Origin of the sequence: Trinickia violacea, assembly GCF_005280735.1 — a bacterium.
GTDB lineage: Bacteria > Pseudomonadota > Gammaproteobacteria > Burkholderiales > Burkholderiaceae > Trinickia_A > Trinickia_A violacea.
This window is the reverse complement of the sequence record NZ_CP040078.1, coordinates 1,094,543-1,120,005: the sequence shown is the minus strand read 5'-3', so window position 1 is coordinate 1,120,005 and position 25,463 is coordinate 1,094,543. Positions and strand designations below refer to the sequence as shown.

Below are 25,463 nucleotides of genomic sequence, written 5' to 3'. Positions count from 1 at the left end.
CGCTACTCAATCGTGCGATTTGGTCTTTATGGGATATGAGAACATGCACGAGAGAACCGAATGGCCGACGCACTTTGCTTGCTGCCATCGAGCAGGGCAAAACCAACGCCCGAAAGCCATTGTATGGATCGGTTTGGCCTGACCGACTTTGGCGGCGGCTAATTCAGCCAACGAAATGGATGTCGAGCCTTCCTGACTCTCGAAGGCATATCCGCCGCCGCCCCTTAATCAATACGCGCTCTGCACCAAATTCGTCGGCTTGCCGCCAACAAAGTTCTCAATGTTGTCCACCAGCTGATCGGCAAGCGCCTGCTGCGCCTCATCCGAAGCCCACGCCACATGCGGCGTCAGAATCACATTCGGCCGCCCCGCAACACGCATGAGCGGACTATCCATGCGCGGCGGCTCGCCATCGGTCACATCGAACCCGGCACCGCTGATCAAGCCCTCATCGAGCGCCTGCACGAGCGCGCCTTCGTCCACGAGCCCGCCGCGCGCCGTGTTGATGATCAACGGCTTTCGCTTCATCGCGCGGAACTCCGGCATCGCCAGCATGTTGCGCGTCTCGGGCGTAAGCGGACTGTGGATGCTGATGACGTCGCTCGTCGCGAGCACTTCCGACCACGGCGTATAAAGCGGCCCCAAGCCTTGCTTGCCTTTGTGCGCGGCGAACATCGGCACCATGCCGAACGCCTTGCCGATCTCCGCGACGCGCTGCCCGAGCACGCCCTCGCCGATGATCCCGAGCCGCGCCCCGCCGAGATCATGGATCGGATGATCGAAGAAGCAGAACTGCCCCGACTTCTGCCACACGCCCGCAAGCACGTCGTTGCGATACGCGACGAGGTTGCGGCGCAGCGCGAGCATCAGCGCGAACGTGTGCTCGGGCACGGTGTTGAGCGCGTAGCCGCGAATGTTCGCCACGGCGATGCCGCGATGCTGGCAAGCGGCCTTGTCGACGCAATCGGTGCCGGTCGCGGCCACGGCGACGAGCTTCAAACCCGGCAGCCGGTCAAGCACTTCCTTCGTCAGCGCCACCTTGTTCGTGATCGCGATCGTTGCGCCCGCGAGCCGGGTCAGCACGTCTTCGGGGGCGGTCTTTTCGTATTCGACGAATTCGTGGGCGAAGCCCGGCTTGCGCAGTTTGATTTGCGGCGCGAGCGTCGCGCGGTCGAGAAAGACGATCTTTTCCATCATGCTTCTTCCTTGAGCTCCTGTTCGATTCCCTTCAAAAGATGGCGGCGCGCTTCTTCCACGACGTGGCCCGCCGTGATGCCGAAGTGCTCGAACAGCACCTCGGCGGGACCGGACGCGCCAAAGCCGGTCATGCCGACAAAGCCGCCGCGTTCGCCGAGGTAGCGGTCCCAGCCGAAGCGCACGGCGGCTTCCACGGCGACACGCACCGTGCCCGGCCCGAGCACGGCGGCGCGATAATCCGCGTCCTGTTCGTCAAAAATTTCCCAGCATGGCATCGAGACGACCGCCGTCGCCACGCCTTCGGCTTCCAGGCGCGCGCGTGCTTCGAGCGCGATCGCCACTTCGGAACCGGTGGCAAGCAGCGTGACCTGGCGCGCGCTTCCAACGCCTTCGGCCAGCACATACGCGCCGCGACGCGACAGGTTCTCGGCGACATGTACGCACCGCACCGGCGGCAGTGCCTGCCGAGCGAACACCATCGTGCTCGGACCGTCCTTGCGTTCGAGCGCGATCTCCCAGCACTCCGCCGCTTCCACGGCATCGGCGGGACGCATCACGTGCATGTTCGGCATCGCGCGCAACGACGCGAGGATCTCGACGGGCTGATGTGTCGGGCCGTTTCGGCCGAGGCCGATCGAGTCGTGGCTGAACACGAAGTTCACGGGCAGGCCCATGAGCGCGGCCATGCGCATCGCGGGGCGTTCGTAATCGGAGAACGCGAGGTACGTGACGCAGGTCGCGATCACGCCGCCGTGCGCGGCCATGCCGTTCGCCATCGCGCCCATCACGTGCTCACGCACGCCGCAGTGCACGTACGCGCCGCTGCGGTCCGCGGCCGTGAATGCGTGCAAACGGCGCTTGTGGCTCGTCGGCGCTTCGAGGTCGGCGCAGCCGACCATGCGCTCCGGCAGCGTCGTCGCAAACAGATCGTTGATCTCGGCGGACACCATGATGCCCTGCTGCGCTTCCGTGTTTTCCGCCGCGCGACGCCGGTAGTCTTCGAGCACATCGCGCCAGCCGTCGGGCAAGCGGCCTGCCTGAATGCGCTCAAACTCTGCGCGCTCGTCCGCCGGCAGCGCCGCCACGCGGGCCTGCCAAGCGTGATACGAGTCAGCGCTGCGCCGCCCCGCGCGACGCCACGCCGACAAGATTTCGTCGGGCACATGGAACGGCCCATGCGGCCAGTCGAGCAGTTCGCGGGCCGCCTCGGCGTCCGCGTCGAACAGCTTCCCGCTATGGCCGCCGCGCTGCCCCTGCAGCCGCGCGATGCCTCGGCCGATGACGGTCCGGCACGCGAGCATCGACGGACGCGGGTCTTTGCGCGCAAGCTCCAGAGCCGCCGATACCGCGTCGATGTCATGCCCATCGACATCGATCACGTGCCAGCCCGCGACGCGAAAGCGCTCGCGCACGTCCTCGCTGATCGACAGCTCGGTACTGCCGTCGTCGGTGATGCGGTTGTCGTCCCAGCACAGGATCAGCTTGCCCAACCGCAGATGCCCCGCGAGCGAGATCATCTCCTGGCCGATGCCTTCCTGCAGGCAGCCGTCGCCGACGAACGCATACGTGTAGTGATCGACGATGCCGCTGCCGAACCTCGCGTTCAAATACGCCTCGGCCACGGCCATCCCGAACGCGTTCGCGATCCCCTGCCCGAGCGGGCCGGTCGTCACTTCGATGCCGGATGCCGGATCGTATTCGGGGTGCCCCATGCAGTGCGAGCCGAACTGGCGGAACGTCTTGATCTGATCGAGATCGATACGCGCGTAGCCCGTCAGATACAGCAGCGAATACAGCAGCATCGAGCCATGGCCGTTCGAGAGCACGAAGCGATCGCGGTCGGGCCATTGCGGGTCGGCCGGATTGAACTTCAGGTGGCGTGTGAACAGCGCCGTGGCGATCTCGGCCATGCCGAGCGGCACGCCCTGGTGCCCTTCGCCCGCGCGCAGAATCGCGTCGATCGAAAGAAAGCGGATGGCGTTCGCGAGCGGCGTTCCGGCTTCGTCTAGGGTGGACATGGCAAAAAGGCTCCTTGCGCGCGGCTTCGCAACAAGCGGCGCTGCTGAAAACGATGAGTGAGTGAGAGCGCCGCGCGCCGCCGCCCTCGACCGAAGCCGAAGGCCGGCGCGCGAGCGTGATTACTGATGCAGGAAGCCCGTCGAAATCCAGGGCACCGCGGCCACCACGATGAGCCCGATGACGAGTGCGACGATGTAGCCGGCGATCGGCTTCATGCCTTGATCCGGATGGATGCGGCTCACGGCGCAGGCCGAGTAGTAGCCGACGCCGAACGGCGGCGCGAACAGGCCGACGCCCATCGAAAGAATCACGACCATCGCGTAGTGAATGTCGTTGATGCCCAACTGCCTCGCGATCGGGAACATCAGCGGCCCGAACAGCACGATGGCGGGAATGCCTTCGAGCACGCTGCCGAGCACGATGAACACCACGATCGACGCGGCGATGAACGTCGCGGCCCCGCCCGGCAAGCCGGCGAGCGTGTCGGCGAGTTCGCCCGAGAAGCCCGACTGCGTGAGCGCCCAGGCCATCCCCGTCGCCGCGCCGATGATGAGCAGAATCGCACCCGACAGCGACGCCGTTTCGATCAGCATCGGCTTCAGGCGCGCCCATTCGAAGCGGCGATAGATCAAGAGGCCCGCGAGCACCGTGTACACGATGCCGATGGTCGAGACTTCGGTGGCCGTCGCGATCCCGCGAATCACCGCCATGCGGATCACGAACGGCAACGCCAGCGCGGGCAATGCGATCAGCAGCTTGCGGACGATTTCGGCAGCGCCGGCGCGCTTCACGTGCGAGAGATCCTCGCGCCGATTGCGCCAGAACACGAGCGCGCACAGCGTGATGGCGAGCACGATGCCGGGCAGCATGCCGCCCGTGAACAGCGCCGAGATCGAGGCGCCCGTCACCGAACCGAGCGTGATCAAGACGAGGCTCGGCGGTATCGTTTCGGTCTGCGCGCCGGTCGCGGCCAGGAGCGCGACGAGTTCGCCCGGCTTCGCGCCGCGCGCCTTCATCTCGGGGAACAGCACGGGGGCGACCGCCGCCATGTCCGCGGCTTTAGAACCCGAGATGCCGGATACCAGATACATCGCGCCCACCAGCACATACGACAGACCGCCGCGCACATGCCCGAGCAGACTCGCGAGAAACGCGATCATCGCGGCGGCCATGCCCGTCATCTCGATCAGCTGGCCGAGGAACACGAACAGCGGCACCGACAGCAGGATCAGGTGCGACATGCCCTCGTCCATGCGGCCGACGACGACCGTCATCGGCGTGCTCGTCGTCAGCGCGAGATAGCCGAAGGTCGCGAGCGCAAACGAGAACGCGATCGGCACGCCGGACAGCACGCCGAGCGCCACGAGCCCGACGAAGAAGATCAGCAGGTTGTAGTTGCCGAGATTGCTCAGCACCGGTCCGAGCGCGACGAACGCGCAGCCGATCGCGAAGACGGCGGCCAGCGCGGCGATCACGAGGCGCCAGTTGGCCTCGCGAATGAGCCGCACCACGGTCACGAGCAGCATGAGCCCCGAGCCGACCGGGAACGCCGCCGCGCGCCAGGAATCGGAGAGGCTCAGCGCCGGCGTGGTGACCATCGATGCGTCCTGCGCGAACTGCACGGCCGGCCACATGACGAGCCCGAGAAACGCGAGCGGCGCCGCGATAGCGACCATGTCGAGGAACGCACGCACGCCGGGCGAGCACATGCCCACCACGGCGGTCATCCGCATGTGCTCGCCACGGCGCAAGGCCACCACCGCGCCGAGCATCGCGAGCCATAGAAACAGGATCTCGGCGAGTTCGTCGGACCAGACGAGCGGCGAGCGCAGCACATAGCGGCTCGTTACCCCCGCCAGCAATACGACGATTTCCGCGACCACCAAGAGCGCGGCGGGAATTTCGACCAGCGGCCCGAGCGCGGCGTCGAGCGCGCACGCGAAACGCCGCGGCGAATGATGCGGGTAAGAGAGCGTGATCATGGCGTCCCCTTCAGGCGAGCTTGCCGGCGTACTTTTCGAGGATGCCCCAGCCTTCGCCGCCGTACTTCGATTTCCAGTCGCCATAGAACGAAGTCTTCGCGAGCGCGCCGCGGAACGCTTCGCGGTCGACGTCGACGAACGTGATGCCCTTGCCTTTCAGGTCGTTGCGCAGCGACTGGGAGAGCTTCGCGATATCGGCGCGCTGGTCCATGCCAGCGCGCGTGAACTCGCGCTGCACGATGGCGCGGATATCCGGCGGCAGCTTGTTCCAGGCCGCGACGTTGCCGAGAATCCAGTAGCCGTCCCACACGTGCGACGTGAGGCTGATGTACTTCTGCACTTCGTAGAGCTTGGCCGTCGCGATGATCGGCAACGGGTTCTCCTGGCCTTCCACCACGCCCGTCTGCAGCGCCGAATAGAGCTCGTTGAAGTTGATCGGCGTGGGGCCCGCGCCAAGCGCCTTGAAGAGCGAGGTCAGCATCGGCGCCTGCGGCACGCGGATCTTGAAGCCGTTCAAGTCGGCCGGCGATTTGAGCGGACGCGTCGACGAGCTGATCTGCCGAAAGCCGTTGTCCCACACCGGGCACACCGAGACGATGCCCGACTTCGCGATCTGCGCGCGGATGTAATTGCCGAGATCGCCGTCCATCGCGCGCCAGACCGTGTCGTAGTCCTTGAACGCGAAGCCGGTGTTGACGATGCCGGCAGCGGGCGTGAGCGTCGCGAGAATCGACGACGCCTGATTGAAGAACTCGACGCCGCCGTTGCGCACCTGCGAGAGCAGGTCGGTATCGGAGCCGAGCTGATTGGCCGGGAACAGCTTGATGTCGAGGCGTCCGTTGGTGGCCTCGCGGATCCGGTCGAGCGCTTCCTTGCCGCGGATGTTGACGGGGTGCGACGGGTCCTGGCCCGTCGCGAACTTATACGAGAACTCGGCCGCCGAGGCGCGCCGCGACATGCCGATGAACGGCGCCGCCACGCTCAAAGCGGCACCGGCCTTCAGAAACGTGCGGCGATCGATGCCGCCTCGAGCATTCGACTGGGTCGTCATGATGTGCTCCTCCAATATGGGTTTTCATTCTTGTTGTGCTGTGTAATGTCGTGATGTAGCGCTTTCTGGCGACGCGCGTATGCCGCCTTTACCGCCATTGCCGCAAAGCGATCGTCCGGTGTCTCCTCCGTCAAACGCAGGCCGGACGATCTGCCGCTCCGCGCTTAGCCGTGGATCAGCATGCCGCCGTTCACGTCGATCACGGCGCCCGTGATGTACGACGAGATATCCGAAGCTAGAAACAGGAACGCGCCGGCTACGTCATCGGGCACGCCGAGGCGGTTCAGCGGAATGCCGGCCAGAATTTCGCCGCGCTTGTCGTCGCTGATCTTGCCCGCGTTGATGTCGGTCTGGATCAAGCCGGGCGTCACGCAGTTCACGCGGATGCCGTCGATGCCGAGCTCGCGCGCCATTGCCTTCGCGAGCCCCAGCACGCCGGCCTTCGCGGCCGAGTAATGCGGGCCGCCGAGAATGCCGCCGCCGCGCTGCGCCGACACCGACGACATGCAGCCGATCGACCCCTTGCCCTGCTTCTTCATCTGCGGCACGACCGCTTGCGAGAGATACAGCACGCCGCGCAGATTCACGTCGAGGATGCGGTCCCAGCTTTCCGGATCGATGTCGAGCAGCTTGGCCGGCTGCGTGATGCCCGCATTGTTGATGAGCACGTCGATCTTGCCGAGATCGGCGACCACGCGCTCGACCGCGGCGTGACACGCCTGCCGGTCGGTCACGTTGCAGGCGTAGCCGCGATGCGCCGGGCCGATCGACGACGCGGCTTCGCTCGCCGCGCGCTCGTCGAGATCGAGGATCGCGACCGTCGCGCCGTGGGCGGCGAACATGCGCGCCGTGGCCATGCCGATTCCGCGCGGCGAGGCCGCGCCCGAGATGACGGCGACCTTGCCGGCAAGAAGTGTCGACTCTGACATGTTGAAGTCTCCTGATAGGGTGCGCTTCGAGCGCTGAATGTCGTGTAGTGAAGTGACGTGATGAATGCGGCTTAGCTGAGCCAGCCCTTGATCGTGTCGGCCATCGCGTTCGTGGAGATGCCGTAGCGGTCGTGCAGCGTCGGCAGCGCGCCCGCGTCGAGGAACGCATCGGGCAGCGCGATCTGACGGAACGGCGGCGTCACGCCTGCGCAGAGCAGCGTGGTCGCGACCGCTTCGCCGAGACCGCCGATCGTCGTATGGTTCTCGGCCACCACGACGAGGCGGCCCGAGCGCCGCGCTTCACGCAGGATCGTCACCGTATCGAGCGGCTTGATCGTCGGCACATGCAGCACGCCCACGTCGACGCGGTCCTGTTCGAGCGCCTTCGCCACTTCGAGCGCGCGCATCGTCATGATTCCGGTCGAGACGATCAGCACTTCGGCGCCATCGCGCAGCAGCTTGGCCTTGCCGAGCTCGAAGCGGTAGTCGTATTGATCGAGCACGAGCGGAACGTTGCCGCGCAACAGGCGCATATAGACGGGGCCGCGATGGTCGGCGATCGCCGGCACGATCTGCTCGATCTCGTGCGCGTCGCACGGATCGATCACGGTGAGGTTCGGCATCGCGCGGAAGAGCGCGAGGTCCTCGGCGGCCTGATGGCTCGGACCGTAGCCCGTCGTAAGACCCGGCAGCGCGCAGACGATCTTCACGTCGAGGTTGTCCTCGGCGATCGTCTGGTGGATGAAGTCGTAGGCGCGGCGCGACGCGAACACGGCATACGTCGTGACGAACGGCTGCGCACCCTCGTGCGCCATGCCCGCGGCCGCGCCCATCAGCAACTGTTCGGCCATGCCCATCTGGTAGTAGCGCTCAGGGAACGCCTTCGCGAAGATGTGCAAGTCGGTGTACTTGCCGAGATCGGCCGTCATGCCCACGACCTCTGGGCGCTGCTTCGCCAGCTCGACGAGCGCATGGCCGAACGGGGCGGAACGCGTGGCCTGTCCTTCGCCCGCAATCGACGCGATCATCGCCGACGTCTTCAGACGCGGCTTTTGTGCGATGGCTTGGCTCATGATTGCTTTCCTTCTTCGAGCGCCTTGAGCGCGAGTTGCCATTCGTGCGCGTCGACACGGATGAAGTGGTTCTTCTCGCGCGCTTCGAGGAACGGCACGCCGCAGCCCATCTTCGTATCGCAGACGATCATGCGCGGCTGTGGAGCGCGATGTGCGCGCGCCGCGTCGAAGGCGGCGACGACCGCCTCGAGGTCGTTGCCGTTGACGCGCTGCACGAACCAGCCGAACGCTTCGAGCTTTTCGACGAGCGGCTCGAACGCCATGATCTGCGTCGACGGCCCATCGGCTTGCTGGTTGTTGACGTCGACGATCCCGATCAGGTTGTCGAGCTGCCAGTGCGCGGCGGACATGAGCGCCTCCCACACCGCGCCCTCGTCGAGTTCGCCGTCGGAAAACAGCGTGTAGACGAACGAACCGGAGCCCTTGCGCTTCAATCCGAGGCAGCGGCCGACCGCGATCGTAAGACCCTGCCCGAGCGAGCCGCCGGACATCTCCATGCCGGGCGTGTAGCTCGCCATGCCGGACATCGGCAGGCGGCTGTCGTCGCTGCCATACGTTTCCAGCTCTTCTTCGGGGACGATGCCCGCTTCGATCAGCGCGGCGTAGAGCGCAATCGCGTAGTGGCCGTTGGACAGCAGGAAACGGTCGCGGCCTTCCCAGTCGGGGTCGTCCGCGCGGTATGTCATCGCATGAAAGTAGGCCGTGGCCAGCACGTCGGCAATGTCCAGCGCCTGGCCGATGTAGCCCTGCCCTTGCACCTCGCCCATCAAGAGCGCGTTGCGGCGGATGCGGTATGCGCGTTCCGCGAGTTGGACGGATTCGGTCGTCCGTCCGGCTTCGCTCATAGTCACCGTGATCTCCTCCGTATGAGTTGTTGTAAGCGTAGGCCCTTGAGTTCTCGCGCTCAAACGAATTAAAGTGGCCGTATCGCTGAATTCAATTCATCGGAATGCTGTGATGCACAATCGCACTACGCTCAAGTCCATTCAGGCGTTCGAGGCGGCGGCGCGGCTCTCGTCGTTCGCGCTTGCCGCAGACGAGCTGTTCGTCACGCCCTCCGCCATCAGCCACCAGGTCAAGCTTCTCGAAGAGCAATTGAGCGTGCGGCTCTTTCATCGCGTGCATCGCGCGGTCGTCTTGACCGACTCGGGACGCCAATACGCCGAGGAGATTGCCGCCGCCTTCGCACGCATCGATGCGGCGACGCGCAACATCGGCCGCGTCGCGAAAAGCGACATCCTCACCGTGCACGCCACGCCGAGCTTCGCGACGCAATGGCTGATGCCGCGCCTCGCGCGCTTTTCCGCGCTCAATCCCGACATCGACGTGCGGCTCAACGCATCGTCAGACCCCGCGGACCTGGGCACGGAGGCCGTCGACGTCGACATCCGCTACGGCGCGCGCAAGTTGCAGCCGGTCGGCACGATCGTGCTGGAGCTGCCGCCCGAAACGATCGTGCCGCTGTGCGCGCCGCAGCTTGCCGACGGCGAGCAGCCGATCCGCACGACCGCCGATTTGCAGCACCACACACTGATCCATAGCGAAAGCTGCCTCGTCGGGTGGCGCGACTGGATGCGGCTGAATCGCAAGACGCGTCTCGACATCACGCGCGGACCGCGCTTCGACCGCTCGTTCATGTCGATCAGCGCGGCGGTGGATGGATTGGGGGTGTGCCTGGAAAGCCTGCTGCTCGTGCAACGCGAGCTGGAAACGGGGAGGCTCGTCGCGCCGCTGGGGATGGAGGGATTGAAGGTTCACGGCTACACGCTTAACCTGCTCAAGTCGCGCGCGGACCTGCCCAAGCTGCGCAGCTTCCAGGACTGGCTCTTCGAACAGCTCGAAGCGTGAGCGGCGCAGCACGGAATTTGCTCAATCGTAAGAAAGCTGACAAACGGTAATTGGCCGGGCAGCCGCATGCAATTCAGCAGACACTAGACATGTCAAAGGAATGTGTCGGCGCGATAGAACCGTCGATTTTGCGGGGCGATACTCATCACACATAAGACGTACAGGCAGCCGCTTTTCCGAGGGAGGCAACATGCAAAAGAAAACCGTCATTCGCACCGCCGTGGCAAGCGCCTGCTTGATGGCGCTATCCGGCGCGGCGTTCGCGCAATCGGCGGCGTACACGACGCAACCGGTCTACGTGTACGCCGGTCCCGCTTCGGACTACCCGGTCGTCGCGGAACTGCCGCCCGGAGTGGAGCTTGCCGTGAACGGCTGCGTATCCGATTACAGCTGGTGCGACGTCTCAACGTCCGAGTTTCGCGGATGGGTCTACGGCGGATATCTGAGCTATCCCTATGAAGGCTCGGAAGTGCCGATCATGACGTACGGCGTGCAGATCGGGGTGCCGGTGGTGGTGTTCTCGTTCGGCAGCTATTGGGACCGCTATTATTACGACCGGCCGTGGTACCACGATCGGGACCGCTGGGCCAATCACCCGCCGCCACATGGCGGGCCGCCCCCGCAGGGTGGGCCGGCTTTGAACCCGAGGCCGGTGATTCGTGAAGGTGGGCAGCCGCAGCCACAACCGGGCTCCGGACATGGGCCGCAGGAACATCCGCAGCCGCAGCCTGGCTATACCCACGGGCCGGAGCAGCCACATCCACAACCGGAGTACGGGCATGGGCCGGCGCAGCAACCGGGCTACGCTCACGGACCGGCGCAACAGCCGCAGCAACCTGCGCATGCGATGGGCAGCCCTCAAGGCCAGATGGCCCACCCGGGCGGACAGCCCGCCCCACGTGGCGGCAACGAGCAGCACGGCGGCGGCGACGATCGCGACCATTCGAGTAACCACTAGCGCCCGCTCGCGCTTCACGCGCGTTATCGCAAGCGCGTTTCGGCGCAACCCGAGGCCGGCTCATCACCCGGCCTCGGACTGACGCCGCTCAGTTCATATTCTCGTTGTCGGGATGGTCGTGTAGCGGGTCGGGGCTCTTTTGCGTCGAGCGCAGCACGCCCGCGTCGTCGAAATAGAAGTGGAAGAGCTGGTACCAGGTGTTGTCTTCTTCATACCGGTAGGTCCAGATCTCGCGTTTGACGAGCGGCAGATACATCGTCTCTTCCGGCCGGCCGAAATTGACCAGCACGTCGGCGCGTGTCCACTTGCCGGGTTCCGCACGATAAAACTCCAAGGGTTGCAGCACTTGGCGAACGCTGACGACTTTTCCGCTTGGATCGATATCGGCGGCGACGGTGGTTTCGCCCATCGGTTGCGTCGGCCACATCACGCGCTTGCCGCCGTTCGGCAGGTCGTAGGTTTCTTTCGGCTGACCCAGGGCCGCAGTGACGGCCGATTCGGGCTCGCCTGGGTGAAAGCGGTCCCAGGGTTGGATGCAGGCGCTGAGCGTCAGCATCAGGACGCAGGCGCCTATGCCACGCAGCGCCCTGAAGCGATCCCGTCGCGGAATGACTGCGTTCATTCTGCGCGAAGTCATACTGCCCCCTTGCGTGATGCGATGCATGAGGGTTGGACTTGAAACGCCGGAAAAAATTTTGTGGTGTTTCTTCGCAATATTTGGAATTCCGCTTCGCCCGGCCCATCCAGCGCTGCGACCTATTCGCGCTCGTTCACGGTCGTATCCGATGCTTCGAGCTAGCTCGACCTTATCTTAGAAAAGGTTGCGAGTTTCGAATTGGCAAGCTACGCGCCACAATTTTTCCGCCAACGAATGCCGGGACAGCAGGCATAGCCAGTACATCGTCGATTCCTTGCTATTCCTCACGGGGTACATGGTGTCGCACACGTTCATACCCGCCTTTTTGATCAAACTCGTCCAATATTGGATAAATGCGTTGCGCATCGTCTGCTTCGAACTCTGCTTCTTAACTACGTCTCGCCAGCCCGGGGCGAATTTGTCCAACGGCGATTGCTCGGCCTCGAGACCCGACGCGATGTTGCGCTGTATGTCGCCTGTGCTTAGATGAACCACGATATCCATTGCCGGCATGGTAGCGAGCGCCTCAATAATGGAAAAGTGAAGATGACCGGCGTTAAAAGGATCTAGCAGCGCCAAATGGAGTCCACTTTGGGACAACTGCGGCATCACCCAGTCGATGGTTTCATCCGCCCGCCCTACCTTTGACCTGACTGGCGCCCCAAGGCCGCGCAGGCGCGCATCGCACGCTGTTAGATATTCAGAGTTTGCATCCGCGACGAAAAAGTCTGAAAACGCCCCTCGCCTTTGCTGGGCGATTCGCCATGCCGCGAGCGGTCCACCATCTAGGAATGATTGAGTGTGCTTGATCTTGACCCGTCCAGTTCCGGCAAACAAATCGATATATGTTCGCTGGCTCGTAAATTTCTGCCGCGCCGCCCAAGATGCATCGATGTATCGTTTGATGATTTGATGCTTCTCCTCCGTTACCCAACGTCCCACAACCATGGCCGGGAGTCCGTCGACCGGATCCATCGCAATTTTATCGTCGGTTTCCACTCTGTTCTTCCCTTGTATTTTTCAGTTGTTGTTTGAGGATGCACCTGGCCAATATATAAGCTTCTGGACTCAAACGACAATCTCCCCCAAATGGCTATCGCACGTCTTTCATTCGGCATCGGATACCCACTTCTCGGCTTGATTAGAGCTAGACTGAGCAGCGATCTGCCTAGGCGGGGATGCCCGATTGACTGAACGTCGGACATCCTTTTGCCGCCGAATCGTGACGAGTACAATGTCACTCCAACTGGAAACAGGTCGCCGGCAATGGGAAAAGACTCTCGCATCGAATGGACGCACCACACCTTCAATCCGTGGTGGGGATGTGTCAAGGTATCGGCCGCGTGTGATCACTGCTACGCGGAGACCTGGGCAAAGCGCCTGGGAGAAGGTCTATGGGGTCCTCACACCCCTCGTCGCTTCTTCAGTGATGCTCACTGGAAGGAGCCCTTAAGGTGGGATAAGGACGCTGCGCGAGATAAGGTTCGCAGACGCGTTTTCTGCGCATCGATGGCCGACATTTTTGAGAACAGGTCGGATCTGATTGCAGAACGGCGGCGTTTACTTGACCTCATTGAAAAGACGCCAAATCTGGACTGGCTGCTACTAACGAAGCGCATTCATCTGGTTCGGAAGCAGCTACCAAAAGGGTATGAATTTCCGAAGCATGTGTGGCTCGGCACCACCGTGGAAGATCAGGCGACTGCAAAAAAGCGAATAAAACACCTTCTAGAATTCTCCTCTCCTTCGGTCAGATTTCTATCGTGCGAACCGCTTCTGTCAGCTGTTGACCTTTCCGAATATCTCGTTCGAAATGAAATCGGAAATCGCGTTGACTGGGTAATCGCCGGCGGCGAATCTGGTCCGCACTCTCGGCCGATGGATCCGGCTTGGCCGGCCGCATTGCAGCGTCAGTGCGCGAAGGCGAAAGTACCCTTCCATTTCAAGCAATGGGGTCACTGGGCACCTGTTGAGCAGGTAGTCGACGTCATGAAGAAGGGCACCCCGATTCATGTCATTCGAAAGGACGGTTCAGAGGTCTCGGTTGCAGCCATCGGCAAGGGCAAGGCAGGCCGGATATTGGCCGGCAAGCACTGGGATCAGTTTCCGAGCACCGTCCTGTAGTCCGCTCAATCTCTTTCGAAGGTCCTCACTTGGCAAAAAGTCACTACGATTGGAGTAACGGCCCGGCCACGCTCGAACCGCATAGCCAGACTAAACATCAAGTTCTGGTCGACTACCTCATCCGCTATTTCCAGCAGCGTCTGCTAAATGCACGCGGCCGTGACAGAATCCGGATTACGCTGGTCGATGGATTTTGTGGAGGGGGTTTATATCATCTCGAAGGAACGAGCGAACTCGTTGATGGTTCGCCTATCCGCATCCTCCAGGCAGTTGAAGAAGCATCGTTGAAGATCAATCGAGAGCGTCCTAAGCAGATTCTCTTTGACGTCCAGTTCATCTTTATTGACAAGGACAAGAAGGCTCTCAACCACTTGCGCGATGTCCTGAAAGAGCGAGGGTACGAACAGGCGATAGGTAAAACGATCCACATCCTGCACGCCGACTTTGGTTCAGCCGTTAGTGACGTTCTTGCCAGCGTTGTGCGGCATACTCCTCGTTCCGGAACGGTGCTTTTCTTTTTGGACCAGTACGGCTACACCGAGGTACCTACAGCACTTATCCAACATATCTTCGCCAGTGCTCGTGATGCGGAGGTTATTCTGACGTTCCATGTCTCGTCTTTTGCGACATATACGAACGACGAGCTCGCGAGAAAGATTTCGTCGACGCTTCGAATCGATATATTCAAGCACTTGGGCGGGCGTTCCATTGAGGAGATCAAACGCGACGAAGCCGACTGGCGTCGATTCATTCAGGCAGCACTGTATGAAGCTCTGGTAGAAGGATGCGGCGCAGACTTTTTCACACCGTTCTTCATTCGCGGCACGGGTGCTGGTCACGGAGAATACTGGTTAGTCCATCTGTCGCAGCATCACCGTGCGCAAGATGTGATGAAGCAAGTCCACTGGCAGCATAGCAATCATTTCATGCACTACGGCGGCCCAGGGCTGAACATGCTTGCTCCACAAACTATGGGGTTCCTGCAGGAATTTGACGGCGGGTTTAAGTTCGACGACGTAGCGCGCGCCAAGTCAGACAAGGAACTCGTTATCCAACTTGCTCGCTGTATCTTCGAGCAGCCCGACCCCAAGCCATTTTCGAGGTTGTTCGCAGAAACTTGCAATGGCACACCTGCCACCGCCTCTATGTACAAAGAGGCTCTCGCAACGCTCATTACAGAAGGTGAAGTTACCGTCCGCTCGATGGATGGTAAACCGCGCTATCGGGCACGATATATGTCTGATACCGACTTCGTAGACAAGTCGAAACAACTTAAGCTCTTTTTGCCGAGCAACCTTTAGGGCTCGTAGGAAGCGACGTTTCCGCCGAAACCGCCTTCCACAAACTGCCGCTTCCGCCCCCTAAACTCCCGCACGCATGAATTGAGAGCTGCTGCATCTCCAGCTCGGGCGCACTCATCTCCGTGTTCTTCCGCCATGGCTTCCCCGCGTCCATCGGCGGAATCGTATCTACCACTCGACTCGCCTCGATCCTCAGTGATGTGATGCATGAGGGTCGGATTTGAAGCGCCGGGGAGGATTTTGCGGTGTTTCGTCGCAGTATCCAGAATTCAAACGCGCTCAAACCACAGTCAAACCGTCGCCACCTGCCCGCACAGCGCAGCCAAATCCACCCGCATCAGCGTGCCGCGCCCCGGCCACTCCACCCTCTCATGCGCCCAGCGCGACAGCGCCTCGGCGCCGTGACGATTCGTCAGCGGAATTCCGGGTCTGCAGGCTATCAAAAATCGCATGCGATTTAATCTTATACGCTTGACATCGCTCGACCTTTCCACCATCATTCGACGCATGCGATTACATCGCATCCGATATAAACCTTCTTACAGCACCCACCCAGGAGATTTGTGATGACCAAGATCGAAACTGTGCTGCTCACCGGCAAGACCCACACGACGATTAGCGGCCGCGAGCGCGTGAACCTTGCGCTCTCGTCGCCCGGCAACGACGCGCAACCGCAGCAGTTGTTCTCGGACGTCGTCGCGCATCCGACCGCCGAGCGGCTGTTCGCGGGCGCATGGTCGGCCTGTTTTATCAGCGCGATCGAACTCGCAGCCAAGGCGCAGAAAGTCGCGCTGCCGTCCGACTTGTCGGTCGATATCGAAGTGGATCTCGGCATGACCGGCGGCGCGTACTTCCTGCAAGCGCGCATTGACGTGAGCATGCCGGGCGTGGCGCATGAAGTGGCCAAAGCGGTCGTGCATGCCGCCGATGAAATGTGCCCGTACTCGAAGGCCACGCGCGGCAACATCGACGTCGCCATCAACGTGCGCTAACCCCCGCACACGAACCCAACGGACATTCGGGGCGCGCTCCCGCAAGGCGCGCCTCGTCCACCTAGCACCGAATCTTTTTTAGCGAGACTCCATCATGAAGACCAAGCTCATCGCCGCACTGCTCGTCGCCTTTTCCGCAACGGCCGCCGCTCCCGCATTCGCCAGCGGCTACGGCCCCGCCCCGTTCTACAAGCCCTCGGTCGGCGCTCCGGCGTCGCAGCGGGGCGAGAGCGCGCAGACGCTCGCCGCCGAGCGAGACAGCGCCAACGCCTCGCAAGACGCTTATGGCGGCGTGGTTGCCGGCTCATCCCAATCGGCTAGCCGCACCGTCCTCCCGGCGCGCGACACGCTCTACGCTCACCACTGAGCCGCAGAGGGTCCGTCACGATGGCGCCGATACCGCAAGACATTCGGCGCGCCATCGTGCGGCTAACGCTTTCGCGCTCGCCTACACCGACGCAAACGCGATATCCGACGGACTTCCCACCCCGACGTAATCGCCGGTAAAGCGCAGCTTGCCGCTCGCTTTATCGACGGCAAAGATCGCAATGTGGTCGCTGCGCTGATTCAGCGAATAAAGGAAACGCCCCGACGGATCGAAGCGAATCACGCGCGGATAGTCGCCGCCGGTCGGCGTCTCGCCGATCCGCTGCACATGTCCGTTCGCGCCGATGCCGAACTGCACGATGGTGTCGTGCAAGCGGTTCGCGACATAGACGAAGCGGCCGTCGTGCGACAGCATGATTTCCGATGCGAAGCTCGTGCCCTGGTATCCGGGCGGCAGCGTCGACACCGATTGCAACTGCGTGAGCGTGCCGCTCGCCGTGTCATAGCCATAGCAGACGAGCGTCGATGCTTCCTCGGTGACCTCGTACAGGTAACGGCCGTTGGGATGAAACGCGACGTGCCGCGGGCCCGCTCCCGCCGATGCCGCGACGAACGGCGGATCGTTCGGCGACAGCGCGCCGGTTGCTTCGTCGAACTTCCACACGTAAGTGCGATCGACGCCGAGATCCGTCGAGATCGCGAAACGGCCGTCCGGCGACGGCACGATCGTGTGCGCGTGCGGGCCGTCGTGGTCGCTGATCGCGAAGCTACCGGGCACGCCTTCGGCCGCATGCTGCGCGCCAGCCGGCGCCTGTGGCGCCTGGACGGAAACGGCCTCGCCGAGCACGCCGTCGATCGCGACCGGCAGCACCGCGACACTGCCGCTGTTGTAGTTCGCGACGAGCAAGAAGCGTCCGTTCGGATGCAGGCTCAAATAAACCGGCCCCGCACCCTGCGAGTTGACCGTGCTGATCGGATGCAGCGCGCCGGTGCCCGCCTCGATCGCATACGAACTGACCGAGCCGTTGGCCGTGCCGTTGTAGTTCTTCACCTCGCTGACGCTGAACAGGAAGCGCTGCTTCGAATCGATTGCGAGCGCGCTCGGATTCTCGATGCCCTGCACCGGCTCCAGCGAATCGAGCTTGCCGCTCGCACGGTCGACCTGGAAGCGGTGAATGCCGAGGCCATGCGGCGTGTAGGTGCCGACGTAGGCGAACAACGCTTTGCCGTCCTGCGCCGCCGCTGCGGATACCGCGCCTTTGCCGGCTGCCGCGCGCACCGGCCGCGGGCTCGCGAGCGTGCCCATCGCAGACACCGCCGCCATCGCGCTCACACCTTTCAGCCAAGAGCGCCGTGCTTCTGAACCGGGGACTTCGAGTTGCCGATCCTTGCTCATCCATTGCCTCCTAGGTGACGACAGCCACTGGTGACTACGTTTGACTATAAGGCTGAGACAGCGCCTTCGAAGAGGCAATGAGGTCATCGAGCATCAATTCGCGCCGCTTCGGGTCGGTGTCGCGGCTCGTCATGAAGCAAAGCGCGGCAACCGGCAGGCCGGTTCGGTCGCGGATCGGCGCGGCCATGCACAGCCGAAACGTGTTCGAGAGTCCTTCGGTGCAGCAGTAACCGTGCGCGGCCGCCTGCTCGACATCGCGCAGAAAGTCCTGAAACTCGACGCGCCTGCCGTTGTCGAGCACGAAATCCTCATCCGGAATCAGCGCGCGAATCTCCTCCACGCGCAAGTGTCCGAGCAGCAGCCGGCCCGTCGCGGTCCACGGAATCGGCACCTTGACGCCGATGTCCGCGCTGATGTTGAACGGCCGCGAGCTGTTCTCCGACAGCACCACCGTGTACTTGTTGCCCTCGAGCATGCACAGCTGTGCCGTCTCGTCATGTTTCCTCACCAGTGCGAGGATCGTCTGGTGGGCACGGCTGATCAGATCGTTATGCACGGCGTAGTCGGCGCCGTAGTAATGCATCTCGCGGCCGAAGAACACGCCGCCGTCGGCCGCGATCTCGAGCCATCCGGCTTCGGCGAGAATCGTCACCAGTTCGTAGATGCTCGAGCGCGGTGCACCGGTCGCCTCGATCAATTCGCGCATCGTCATAGGGCGTCGCGCAATATGCAATTGCTTGAGAATGCCGATGACGCGGTCCACCCCTCTGGCTCTCGATGACTCAGGTGCAGACATTCATTCCACTCCGTCGGCGATGGGTTTCGATTTTGGTTTCAATGGTCGAGCACCCGATGCAGGAACTGTCGCGTGCGTTCGTTCTGCGGATTCCCGAAGATGTGTTCCGGCACGCCTTGCTCGGCAATGACGCCTTTGTCCATAAACACGACACGGTCCCCGGTTTTACGCGCGAAGCCCATCTCGTGCGTCACGACGACCATCGTCATGCCGTCGCGTGCGAGCCCGCGCATCACTTCGGTCACTTCGCCGACCAGTTCGGGATCGAGGGCGGACGTCGCTTCGTCGAAGAACATGATGCCCGGCTCGACCGCCAGCGCCCGCGCAATCGCCACACGCTGCTGCTGCCCCCCCGAAAGCTGGCTCGGATAGTGTTCGGCCCGCTCTGCAAGGCCCACGCGATCGAGGGTCTCCATGGCGCGCTTCTTCGCATCGGCCGGGCTCATCTTGCGGGCTTTGATCAGCGCGAGCGTCACGTTGCCGAGCGCGGTCTTGTGCGGAAACAGGTTGAACTGCTGAAACACCATGCCCACGTGGCCGCGGATTTCCTTGGCCCGGCGCTCGTCGTGCAGCGGCACCTCGTTGACCCAGACTTCACCCGAGTCGGCCGTTTCCAGTCCGGCCATGATGCGCAGCACCGTGCTCTTTCCCGAACCCGAGGCGCCGATGAGCACCAGCACTTCGCCGGAGCGAACGTCGAGGTTGATTTCCTTCAGCACCTTGGTGGCGCCGAACGATTTGCTGACGCCAGCAAGGTTGATAACGGGTTTCGACGAAACGGAAGCGGTCATGACGGCAAGCTCCTTCGATCATGGTGGCGCACCCACTGCGAAAGCGGGAAGCACACGACGAAATACAGCACGGCGACGAGCCCATAGATTTCCACCGGTTGCCCGACCCGGTCGACGATGGCTTGCCCCCCGTGCATCAATTCGGACATGCCGATCATGCTGACAATCGACGTGTCCTTGATGAGCGACAGATATTGGCCGATGAGCGGCGGCAGCACGATCTTGCCTGTCTGCGGCAGCACCACCGAAAAGAAAGTCTGGGTCTTGGTCAGGCCGAGAATCTGCGAAACCTCCCATTGGCCTTTAGGCACCGCTTCGATGCCCGAGCGGAACACCTCGGAGATGTAGGCGCCCTGATACACGCTCAAACCGATGGCGCCGGCCGCGAACACGTCGATCGCATAGCCGAAATACGACACGCCGAAGTAGATGAACATGAGCGTGATCAGCACGGGTGTGCCGCGAAACAGTTCGGTATAGAGCTTGGCGACGCGGGACGTCCCCCACGGCCCGAACGTGCGCAATATTGCGGCGACGAGGCCGATCAGCGTTCCGCCGACGATCGCGGCTGCGGACAGCAGCAACGTCGTCAGCAATCCTTGAAGCAGGATCGACAGGCTGGTCTTCAACAATTCGGCTGACATGGCGACTCTCCCGGCTCACGTGCGGTTGGCCTGACGCGCGACAAAGAACGGCCGCCGCGTGCGCTTCTTCAAGACGAGCGGCGGGTGAAACACCCGCACGCCGATCTGTCCGGCCAGCCAGGAAAGGCAGTTGCTCAGCACCAGGTACGCGATCAGCGTCACCGTGAACGTCTGGAGGTAGAGCAGCGTTCGCGAGTTGATCACGGTGGCCGTGCCGGTCAGCTCGGGCAGCGCGATGGCCGAGAGCAGCGAGGTGCCGAGCAGCAGTTGAATCAGGTTGTTGACGATCGCCGGATAGACGGCGCGCGCCGCTTGAGGCAGCACGATCTCGATGAAGATCTGGGACCGTTCGAGGCCCAGAATGCTTGCCGCTTCGAGCTGTCCGCGCGGCACCGATTGAATGCCGGCACGGAACACTTCCGCCAAATAAGCACCCACGTTGACGCCGAGGGCGATGACACCCGCCGTGTACGCATTCAGATTGATGCCTAGCGACGGCAGACCGAAGAAGACAATGAAGATCTGCAGCAGAACCGGCGTATTGCGAATGAGCTCGATATACGCGCTCGCCGCCACGCGCAGCAGGCCGACGCGCGAGGCCCCGGCAAGCGCGGCCAACAGGCCGAGAACCAAGGAGAGGCCAAAGGCAAGCAGCGTCACCTGCAACGTGAGCCACGCCGCGCGCATGAAGTCGGGCACGTAGCCCCACAATGTGAGCCATTGATAACTCATCTCTCCTCCCTGTGGGAATGCCCACCGCTTGCCGTGCCCATCATGAAACTCCGCTCAAAATTGCGGGTTGAGCGAATAGCGCGGATCAGTGCCGAACCATTTCTTGTAGAGCTGGGCGTTCAGCTTCGATGCGTTGATGTTGAACAGGAACAAGTTGAGATAGTTCAGCCACACCTGGTCGCCTGCCTTCACGCCGAACGCGTTGTACTCGAGGGGCACCAGCGCCTCGTTGGTGACCGTCAGATCCGGGTCCAGCGTGGCTTGGTAGGCGAGGAAGTTGTTGTCTTCGATCATGGCGTCGGCCTGTCCTTGCTTGACGGCGAGGATGGCAGCTTGGGAGCTGTCGTACTCCTGGATCTTGATCGGGATGTTCAGCGCCCGGACTTCGTCGCCGTTCGTCGAGCCCTTGACCGTCGCGATCGTGCGGCCCGACATATCCTGAACCGACTTGATGCCGCTGCTCTTCTTCACGAGCAGTGCCTCGCTGGCGACGACATACGGCGTCGTAAAGGAGATCTCCTTGGCCCGCTCGAGATTGCGCGTGAAGTTGCAGAACACCACGTCGACCTTGTCCGTCTGCAGGTTCGGAATCCGGTTGGCGCTCGTGGTGTTCACGACTTCGAGCTTCACGCCCATTTCCTTCGCGAGTTCCTTGGCGAGATCCACGTCATAGCCGTCCGGCTGCCCGTCCTTGTTGTAGAAGCCAAACGGCGCGAACGTCAGGCAGTCGCCGACGCGCAGCGTCCCGCGCTGGAGCACCCCCTGCAAGGTCGACGCCGCCGTGGTGTCTTGGCCGGGGGTCGCGACTTTGGTGCAGCCGGCGAGTGCCAGCAGACCCGCCAGCGCGAACAAGCAGGCGTACTTTGCGCTTTCTTTGACGTGTTTCATTTCTCGATCCTGATCTGGAGTGGGAAATCCGCGTATGCAGACCGCGTTCAGCACCGCCTTCGCGGCGTGCCCGGGATAGGGATCGATTGGATCGCGCGTCTACACCTTGCTTGTCTGGTATATCGGACACGAATCCGACACAGCAGATGTGAGGCAGTCTTTCGCGCAAAAAAGAGCGTGGCAATGCGGGTATACGCGCAGGCGTTTTACGGGCCAGAGCGGGCAACTACGGGCGCATTACGTTGAATCGCGGATGGCCGTCAACTTTGCACGCCCCGCCCGAGCCGCAAGAAATCCATCAGTTCTCCAACAATCGCTTCGGGAGCGTCCTCTTGCATCAGATGTCCCGAACCGGGGACCCGCGTAAAACGCGCTCCGGGGATCATCTTCGACAATTCCACGCCCCGGTCTACCGGAATCCACTGATCGTCCTCGCCCCACAAGATGGAGACCGGGCAGCGAAGTTCTCCGTAATGCGGCTGGACTTCGTCGGTATAGCGCTGGTCCATCTGGGCAATTTGCCGATAGAACGCCGCCTGGCCCTGCTCGCCCATCCATGGCGACGAGTGAATGCGCAAGGTGTCTGCCGCAAGCGTGCGATATGCCGAGCCTTTTAGATACGCGTCGACCATCGCTTCATGGATGTACGCGGGTACGCCGCCAAAGGCAGTCTCATGTGCGCGCACATGGCGCACAAATGGCGAGCCCCACGGGGCGACCGCCACCGGATCGATCAACAGTAGAGATCGATATTCGCACTTGTCCAGCAACGCGGCCCTGAGCGCTGTCGCGCCGCCAAAATCGTGGGCAACGACGTCTGGCTTTTCCAACTGCCAATGTTTGAGCAAAGCGGCAAGCAGGCGATTCTGAACGCCGAGCGAAACGTCCTGGCCCGAGCGCTTCTCGGAGAGTCCGTAGCCGACTAGATCGAAGTAGAAGACCTGGCGAAATCGCGCAGCGATCGGTGCGATGCGTCGCCAGACCTGCGAAGAAAATGGCGTGCCATGTACGAACACCATGGGATCGCCACTGCCGATCACGCCATAACGTACCGCTTGACCGTTGAAGTCGAAGGTATGCGCCAATGACAACGCACCAGGAAAGTGCTGCGGCAAAGATTCGATCATGAATCACCTCGAGGATCGGACGGGGATGAAGATCGAGGATAGATTAATCATGGTGCCGAGCGTATCGCGAGCAATGATGAATCGGTCACTACGATGTATGCGGCGTTTGAAACTTGGGTAGAAGGCTCGCCTCAGGCCGTTTAGAAACGGCCTTCGTAGTCGGAAAGTTCAATAGCGCCACTGCCCGGATATTTCGTCGGCAAGCGAGAGCTTCTGCCGAACGATCTCAGCGATTGGGCTCTGCAAGCCGCCCGATGCTTCGATCTGCGCAAGCAGAAATTTCTGCGCCGAAAAGTTGATGGGGCGCAGCAGCCGACCGTCAATTTCCTTCATCCGTCGAGCATTTCGCGTTGCCTCAGGCTCGCCCTGGTTAAGGCCCAGCACGCGAAACGGTGCTGCAACGAAAAAGGGATTGCTCCATTCCTGCTTCAGCGTCCAGCCGGAAGCAAACTGCGAAGCGGGGTTGCGCAGGAGACCCACATGCATGGCGTCGGGAAACGCGCGCTTGAGCCAGGCTGTCCGTCCTTATTTGACTGGGCGGCGACTCTCCTGAAGTCGCCGCCGGTTACGCTCATGGCAATCCCGAGATTTCGCGGGTGAACTCAGCCGTCACGTTGAGACCCGTGGCGATGCCGAATACCGGGTACACGGTCGTGGGCCCGCTAGCAGCCAAGCCCATGTAATCGCCGAGGAAATGGCCACGTGCCACCGGCGCGTCGAGTATGTTGAAAGAGGCGGTGGTCAGGCGCTGCTCGTTGCCCCAGTTGGCGGGATTCGTGCACGCGCTGGCGGCAGGGCAGAAAAGCGCGAAATAGTCGGTGCCCTCGAAGCCGGTAGGTGTATTTGTGTCGTTACGAAAGTCGTAGTAGGTCACCACGATCGTCTTGCCGTCACCCGTCGCTACCACCGCGGGGATGAAGGCCTGCTGACGGCACGGGTTCGTCGCGTTCGCCGGAGTCTGGTTGATCATCACCGGCGCCGACCAGGTGGCCCCGCCGTTGTCCGACTCGCTGAAGACGATTCCGTCGACCGGGATTGACCCAGTGGGTGTCGTGCAGGTGCCTGTCGAAAAGCGATCGTCCTGCCAGGCGAGATAAATGGCCCCCGTGACCGGATTGACAGCGATGCTGTAGAGAAGGGAGGCATCGCGCATTGCCTGGCCGCTGTCCGGCGTGACCACTCCGACCACTTGAATATCGCTGGCGAACGCCGGCCCGCTCCAGGTCCCGCCCTTATCCGTGGACGCTATATAGCCGATGTTGAGATTCCCCGGCGCGGGAACATTGATCGCGGTGAAGAAATCGAGCAGGTTCCCGTCAGGCAACACCCGCACGATATTGTCGATCGTCTGTGCGTTCGTGCCCGGCTGATAGATCGGGGCAGCCGTGCTCCAGGTCACGCCATTGTCAGTGGAGCGCGAGAAGAAGCTCGGGCCCGTGAAATTGAACTTGAAGGCCGGGGCACCGCCCTTGCACGGCGGCTTCGTAAACGGCGCACACACCGAAGACCCGCCCGCTGTCGAATTCAGCAATTGGCGTGCGATTGCGACACCATCGTTTCCCGCGAGCAACTGAGCCGCGTCGGTGGTTTGAGGAAAAACGCTCAGCTGATCCCAGACCGCATAGACGTAGCCGTTCGCGGTTGGATCGGCGGTGAGCGAGTTCTTGTCATTGAGCACGTGCGGTGATGTGCTGCGGATCAGCGTAACCGGGGTTTGCCAGGTCGCGCCGTGGTCGACGGAGCGGCTGACCAGCATCCCGCTATTCCGTGCGCCAAACGGAGTCGTGGGCTTCATGGGGTCCAACACGAGCGACATGAAGAACGCCGTTCCGTCTTGCGCAAAGTCTACCCAGGGATCAGAGGCGCGACGGAATACACCCCCAGTGCACTTAGTGGCGCCGCTCGGGATCGAATTGGCCCAGGAGCTGCCCGCATCGTTGGAGACGACGCCGACGCTGCCGCGTGAGCCACCGTCGTCCCAACGGTCCTGCTGGTGGCCGACGAGGAGACGAGACGAGTTGGTCGGATCGGCCGCTACCCATGGCTCGATCGACGTCGCTGGATAAAGGATGCTCCCGAATGCGGACTCCTGCGCGTGCAGCTGGTCAGCGCTGCATCCGCTAAATGGATCGCCCGCGGCCACCTGGACGGGCGGGCCAAGCGTTTGCGCCTGGGCACCCGGGCTGATCGCATACGTGAGTGCGATGATGCCGCCACCTGCGAGCCCCTGGAAAATAAAACTAGATAGGCCTTTCGTGATTGATTTCATTCTCTGCCTCGCGAAAATGCGTAGAACCCCCTTTGCACTGCCGGCTGCCCATCACCGGCACCATGACTCTCGAAATGTGAACGGTCGATTCACGTGCGATAAACGACTTGTCTCACCGCAAAACCGCCGCTCGCTGCCACCCACCGAGAGATTCGTCTGCAAAAACACACTAGGTCGCGACAGCCTCATCTGTGTGAATAATTCGTTTCGGATGCCAGCTAGTGTCGCGGCGTCCCTACGTTTATTGATGTGGCATGAGGCGTGCAGAAGGTCGGCCAGAATATGTATGTGCTTGCAGAAGCGTAGTGCCTCGAATCAACCTGTGCGTTAAACGGCAGAACCTGGCTCTACCCCGTTGTTTTCATACGCGCGACAAGGTCCC

At 62.2% G+C, this 25,463-nt stretch carries 23 protein-coding genes and 1 pseudogene; 6 read left to right on the top strand and 18 right to left on the bottom strand.

Annotated elements, in window-relative coordinates; all coding sequences use genetic code 11:
* Nucleotides 1–228: 228 nt before the first annotated feature.
* The 7 genes from FAZ95_RS27105 to FAZ95_RS27075 all read right to left on the bottom strand — a co-directional run bounded on the left by FAZ95_RS27105 (nucleotide 229) and on the right by FAZ95_RS27075 (nucleotide 9,096).
* The gene (locus FAZ95_RS27105; RefSeq protein WP_137337616.1) at nucleotides 229–1,194 is read right to left on the bottom strand and encodes a D-2-hydroxyacid dehydrogenase; all 966 of its coding nucleotides are present in this window, start codon (nucleotides 1,192–1,194) and stop codon (nucleotides 229–231) included.
* The gene (gene tkt / locus FAZ95_RS27100) at nucleotides 1,194–3,215 is read right to left on the bottom strand and encodes a transketolase (protein WP_137335573.1); all 2,022 of its coding nucleotides are present in this window, start codon (nucleotides 3,213–3,215) and stop codon (nucleotides 1,194–1,196) included. Before tkt ends, FAZ95_RS27105 begins: the two co-directional genes overlap by 1 nt.
* 120 nt (nucleotides 3,216–3,335) lie before the next feature.
* A complete protein-coding gene (locus FAZ95_RS27095) occupies nucleotides 3,336–5,198 on the bottom strand; it encodes a TRAP transporter large permease (protein ID WP_137335572.1) in 1,863 nt (620 codons plus the stop codon).
* Nucleotides 5,199–5,208: 10 nt separating this feature from the next.
* Nucleotides 5,209–6,249 carry a TRAP transporter substrate-binding protein gene (locus tag FAZ95_RS27090; RefSeq protein ID WP_137335571.1) on the bottom strand — a complete coding sequence of 347 codons (1,041 nt, stop codon included), beginning with the start codon at nucleotides 6,247–6,249 and terminating at the stop codon, nucleotides 5,209–5,211.
* Between the two features lie 164 nt (nucleotides 6,250–6,413).
* Nucleotides 6,414–7,178, bottom strand: coding sequence for an SDR family NAD(P)-dependent oxidoreductase (locus FAZ95_RS27085; RefSeq protein WP_137335570.1), 765 nt, complete (start codon nucleotides 7,176–7,178; stop codon nucleotides 6,414–6,416).
* Nucleotides 7,179–7,249: 71 nt separating this feature from the next.
* Nucleotides 7,250–8,251, bottom strand: coding sequence for a transketolase family protein (locus tag FAZ95_RS27080; RefSeq protein WP_254700303.1), 1,002 nt, complete (start codon nucleotides 8,249–8,251; stop codon nucleotides 7,250–7,252).
* Nucleotides 8,248–9,096 carry a transketolase gene (locus FAZ95_RS27075; RefSeq protein WP_137337615.1) on the bottom strand — a complete coding sequence of 283 codons (849 nt, stop codon included), beginning with the start codon at nucleotides 9,094–9,096 and terminating at the stop codon, nucleotides 8,248–8,250. The genes FAZ95_RS27080 and FAZ95_RS27075 overlap by 4 nt, the downstream gene beginning before the upstream one ends.
* 112 nt (nucleotides 9,097–9,208) lie before the next feature.
* Here FAZ95_RS27075 and gcvA point away from each other — a divergent pair, with 112 nt between their 5' ends.
* Entirely contained in the window at nucleotides 9,209–10,099 is an 891-nt protein-coding gene (gene gcvA, locus FAZ95_RS27070; protein ID WP_137335568.1) for a transcriptional regulator GcvA, read from the top strand.
* A 190-nt stretch (nucleotides 10,100–10,289) separates the two neighbouring features.
* The gene (locus tag FAZ95_RS27065) at nucleotides 10,290–11,057 is read left to right on the top strand and encodes an SH3 domain-containing protein (RefSeq protein WP_137335567.1); all 768 of its coding nucleotides are present in this window, start codon (nucleotides 10,290–10,292) and stop codon (nucleotides 11,055–11,057) included.
* An 88-nt stretch (nucleotides 11,058–11,145) separates the two neighbouring features.
* On the opposite strand, the gene FAZ95_RS27060 is transcribed toward FAZ95_RS27065, so the two are convergent.
* Together FAZ95_RS27060 and FAZ95_RS27055 are read right to left on the bottom strand one after the other, a co-directional pair.
* The gene (locus FAZ95_RS27060; protein ID WP_137337614.1) at nucleotides 11,146–11,694 is read right to left on the bottom strand and encodes a hypothetical protein; all 549 of its coding nucleotides are present in this window, start codon (nucleotides 11,692–11,694) and stop codon (nucleotides 11,146–11,148) included.
* A gap of 174 nt (nucleotides 11,695–11,868) precedes the next feature.
* Nucleotides 11,869–12,693, bottom strand: coding sequence for a three-Cys-motif partner protein TcmP (locus FAZ95_RS27055; protein ID WP_254700302.1), 825 nt, complete (start codon nucleotides 12,691–12,693; stop codon nucleotides 11,869–11,871).
* A gap of 267 nt (nucleotides 12,694–12,960) precedes the next feature.
* On the opposite strand from FAZ95_RS27055, the gene FAZ95_RS27050 reads away from it, so the two are divergent.
* The 4 genes from FAZ95_RS27050 (at nucleotide 12,961) to FAZ95_RS27035 (ending at nucleotide 16,478) form a co-directional block, all read left to right on the top strand.
* A complete protein-coding gene (locus FAZ95_RS27050; RefSeq protein WP_137335566.1) occupies nucleotides 12,961–13,818 on the top strand; it encodes a DUF5131 family protein in 858 nt (285 codons plus the stop codon).
* 29 nt (nucleotides 13,819–13,847) lie between these two features.
* Complete coding sequence (locus FAZ95_RS27045; protein WP_137335565.1) at nucleotides 13,848–15,119, top strand: three-Cys-motif partner protein TcmP; 1,272 nt, start codon at nucleotides 13,848–13,850, stop codon at nucleotides 15,117–15,119.
* Nucleotides 15,120–15,685: 566 nt separating this feature from the next.
* Nucleotides 15,686–16,111, top strand: coding sequence for an Ohr family peroxiredoxin (locus FAZ95_RS27040; protein ID WP_137335564.1), 426 nt, complete (start codon nucleotides 15,686–15,688; stop codon nucleotides 16,109–16,111).
* 94 nt (nucleotides 16,112–16,205) lie between these two features.
* Entirely contained in the window at nucleotides 16,206–16,478 is a 273-nt protein-coding gene (locus FAZ95_RS27035; protein WP_137335563.1) for a hypothetical protein, read from the top strand.
* A gap of 81 nt (nucleotides 16,479–16,559) precedes the next feature.
* On the opposite strand, the gene FAZ95_RS27030 is transcribed toward FAZ95_RS27035, so the two are convergent.
* The 9 genes and pseudogenes from FAZ95_RS27030 to FAZ95_RS26990 all read right to left on the bottom strand — a co-directional run bounded on the left by FAZ95_RS27030 (nucleotide 16,560) and on the right by FAZ95_RS26990 (nucleotide 25,081).
* Nucleotides 16,560–17,834 carry a lactonase family protein gene (locus FAZ95_RS27030; RefSeq protein WP_175425777.1) on the bottom strand — a complete coding sequence of 425 codons (1,275 nt, stop codon included), beginning with the start codon at nucleotides 17,832–17,834 and terminating at the stop codon, nucleotides 16,560–16,562.
* A 34-nt stretch (nucleotides 17,835–17,868) separates the two neighbouring features.
* The gene (locus FAZ95_RS27025; RefSeq protein ID WP_137335562.1) at nucleotides 17,869–18,630 is read right to left on the bottom strand and encodes an IclR family transcriptional regulator; all 762 of its coding nucleotides are present in this window, start codon (nucleotides 18,628–18,630) and stop codon (nucleotides 17,869–17,871) included.
* Nucleotides 18,631–18,668: 38 nt separating this feature from the next.
* A complete protein-coding gene (locus FAZ95_RS27020) occupies nucleotides 18,669–19,421 on the bottom strand; it encodes an amino acid ABC transporter ATP-binding protein (RefSeq protein ID WP_137335561.1) in 753 nt (250 codons plus the stop codon).
* A complete protein-coding gene (locus FAZ95_RS27015; protein ID WP_137335560.1) occupies nucleotides 19,418–20,065 on the bottom strand; it encodes an amino acid ABC transporter permease in 648 nt (215 codons plus the stop codon). Before FAZ95_RS27015 ends, FAZ95_RS27020 begins: the two co-directional genes overlap by 4 nt.
* 15 nt (nucleotides 20,066–20,080) lie before the next feature.
* Nucleotides 20,081–20,797 (bottom strand): amino acid ABC transporter permease, encoded by a 717-nt coding sequence (locus FAZ95_RS27010; RefSeq protein ID WP_137335559.1) that lies wholly within the window; start codon nucleotides 20,795–20,797, stop codon nucleotides 20,081–20,083.
* Nucleotides 20,798–20,851: 54 nt separating this feature from the next.
* A complete protein-coding gene (locus tag FAZ95_RS27005; protein ID WP_137335558.1) occupies nucleotides 20,852–21,685 on the bottom strand; it encodes an ABC transporter substrate-binding protein in 834 nt (277 codons plus the stop codon).
* Between the two features lie 260 nt (nucleotides 21,686–21,945).
* Entirely contained in the window at nucleotides 21,946–22,812 is an 867-nt protein-coding gene (locus tag FAZ95_RS27000; protein WP_137335557.1) for an alpha/beta fold hydrolase, read from the bottom strand.
* A gap of 168 nt (nucleotides 22,813–22,980) precedes the next feature.
* Nucleotides 22,981–23,337 (bottom strand): annotated as a pseudogene (locus tag FAZ95_RS26995) (hypothetical protein); the annotation flags it as partial.
* Nucleotides 23,338–23,383: 46 nt separating this feature from the next.
* Nucleotides 23,384–25,081, bottom strand: coding sequence for a sialidase family protein (locus tag FAZ95_RS26990; protein ID WP_137335555.1), 1,698 nt, complete (start codon nucleotides 25,079–25,081; stop codon nucleotides 23,384–23,386).
* Nucleotides 25,082–25,463: the final 382 nt, after the last annotated feature.

Coding starts and splice junctions, on each gene's coding strand:
- FAZ95_RS27105 (WP_137337616.1), bottom strand. CDS start 1,194: ATGGAAAAGATCGTCTTTCTCGACCGCGCGACGCTCGCGCCGCAAATC.
- FAZ95_RS26990 (WP_137335555.1), bottom strand. CDS start 25,081: ATGAAATCAATCACGAAAGGCCTATCTAGTTTTATTTTCCAGGGGCTC.
- FAZ95_RS27065 (WP_137335567.1), top strand. CDS start 10,290: ATGCAAAAGAAAACCGTCATTCGCACCGCCGTGGCAAGCGCCTGCTTG.
- FAZ95_RS27000 (WP_137335557.1), bottom strand. CDS start 22,812: ATGATCGAATCTTTGCCGCAGCACTTTCCTGGTGCGTTGTCATTGGCG.
- FAZ95_RS27035 (WP_137335563.1), top strand. CDS start 16,206: ATGAAGACCAAGCTCATCGCCGCACTGCTCGTCGCCTTTTCCGCAACG.
- FAZ95_RS27095 (WP_137335572.1), bottom strand. CDS start 5,198: ATGATCACGCTCTCTTACCCGCATCATTCGCCGCGGCGTTTCGCGTGC.
- FAZ95_RS27020 (WP_137335561.1), bottom strand. CDS start 19,421: ATGACCGCTTCCGTTTCGTCGAAACCCGTTATCAACCTTGCTGGCGTC.
- FAZ95_RS27030 (WP_175425777.1), bottom strand. CDS start 17,834: ATGAGCAAGGATCGGCAACTCGAAGTCCCCGGTTCAGAAGCACGGCGC.
- FAZ95_RS27005 (WP_137335558.1), bottom strand. CDS start 21,685: ATGAAACACGTCAAAGAAAGCGCAAAGTACGCCTGCTTGTTCGCGCTG.
- FAZ95_RS27090 (WP_137335571.1), bottom strand. CDS start 6,249: ATGACGACCCAGTCGAATGCTCGAGGCGGCATCGATCGCCGCACGTTT.
- FAZ95_RS27025 (WP_137335562.1), bottom strand. CDS start 18,630: ATGTCTGCACCTGAGTCATCGAGAGCCAGAGGGGTGGACCGCGTCATC.
- FAZ95_RS27010 (WP_137335559.1), bottom strand. CDS start 20,797: ATGAGTTATCAATGGCTCACATTGTGGGGCTACGTGCCCGACTTCATG.
- FAZ95_RS27060 (WP_137337614.1), bottom strand. CDS start 11,694: ATGACTTCGCGCAGAATGAACGCAGTCATTCCGCGACGGGATCGCTTC.
- FAZ95_RS27015 (WP_137335560.1), bottom strand. CDS start 20,065: ATGTCAGCCGAATTGTTGAAGACCAGCCTGTCGATCCTGCTTCAAGGA.
- FAZ95_RS27080 (WP_254700303.1), bottom strand. CDS start 8,251: ATGAGCCAAGCCATCGCACAAAAGCCGCGTCTGAAGACGTCGGCGATG.
- gcvA (WP_137335568.1), top strand. CDS start 9,209: ATGCACAATCGCACTACGCTCAAGTCCATTCAGGCGTTCGAGGCGGCG.
- tkt (WP_137335573.1), bottom strand. CDS start 3,215: ATGTCCACCCTAGACGAAGCCGGAACGCCGCTCGCGAACGCCATCCGC.
- FAZ95_RS27085 (WP_137335570.1), bottom strand. CDS start 7,178: ATGTCAGAGTCGACACTTCTTGCCGGCAAGGTCGCCGTCATCTCGGGC.
- FAZ95_RS27040 (WP_137335564.1), top strand. CDS start 15,686: ATGACCAAGATCGAAACTGTGCTGCTCACCGGCAAGACCCACACGACG.
- FAZ95_RS27050 (WP_137335566.1), top strand. CDS start 12,961: ATGGGAAAAGACTCTCGCATCGAATGGACGCACCACACCTTCAATCCG.
- FAZ95_RS27075 (WP_137337615.1), bottom strand. CDS start 9,096: ATGAGCGAAGCCGGACGGACGACCGAATCCGTCCAACTCGCGGAACGC.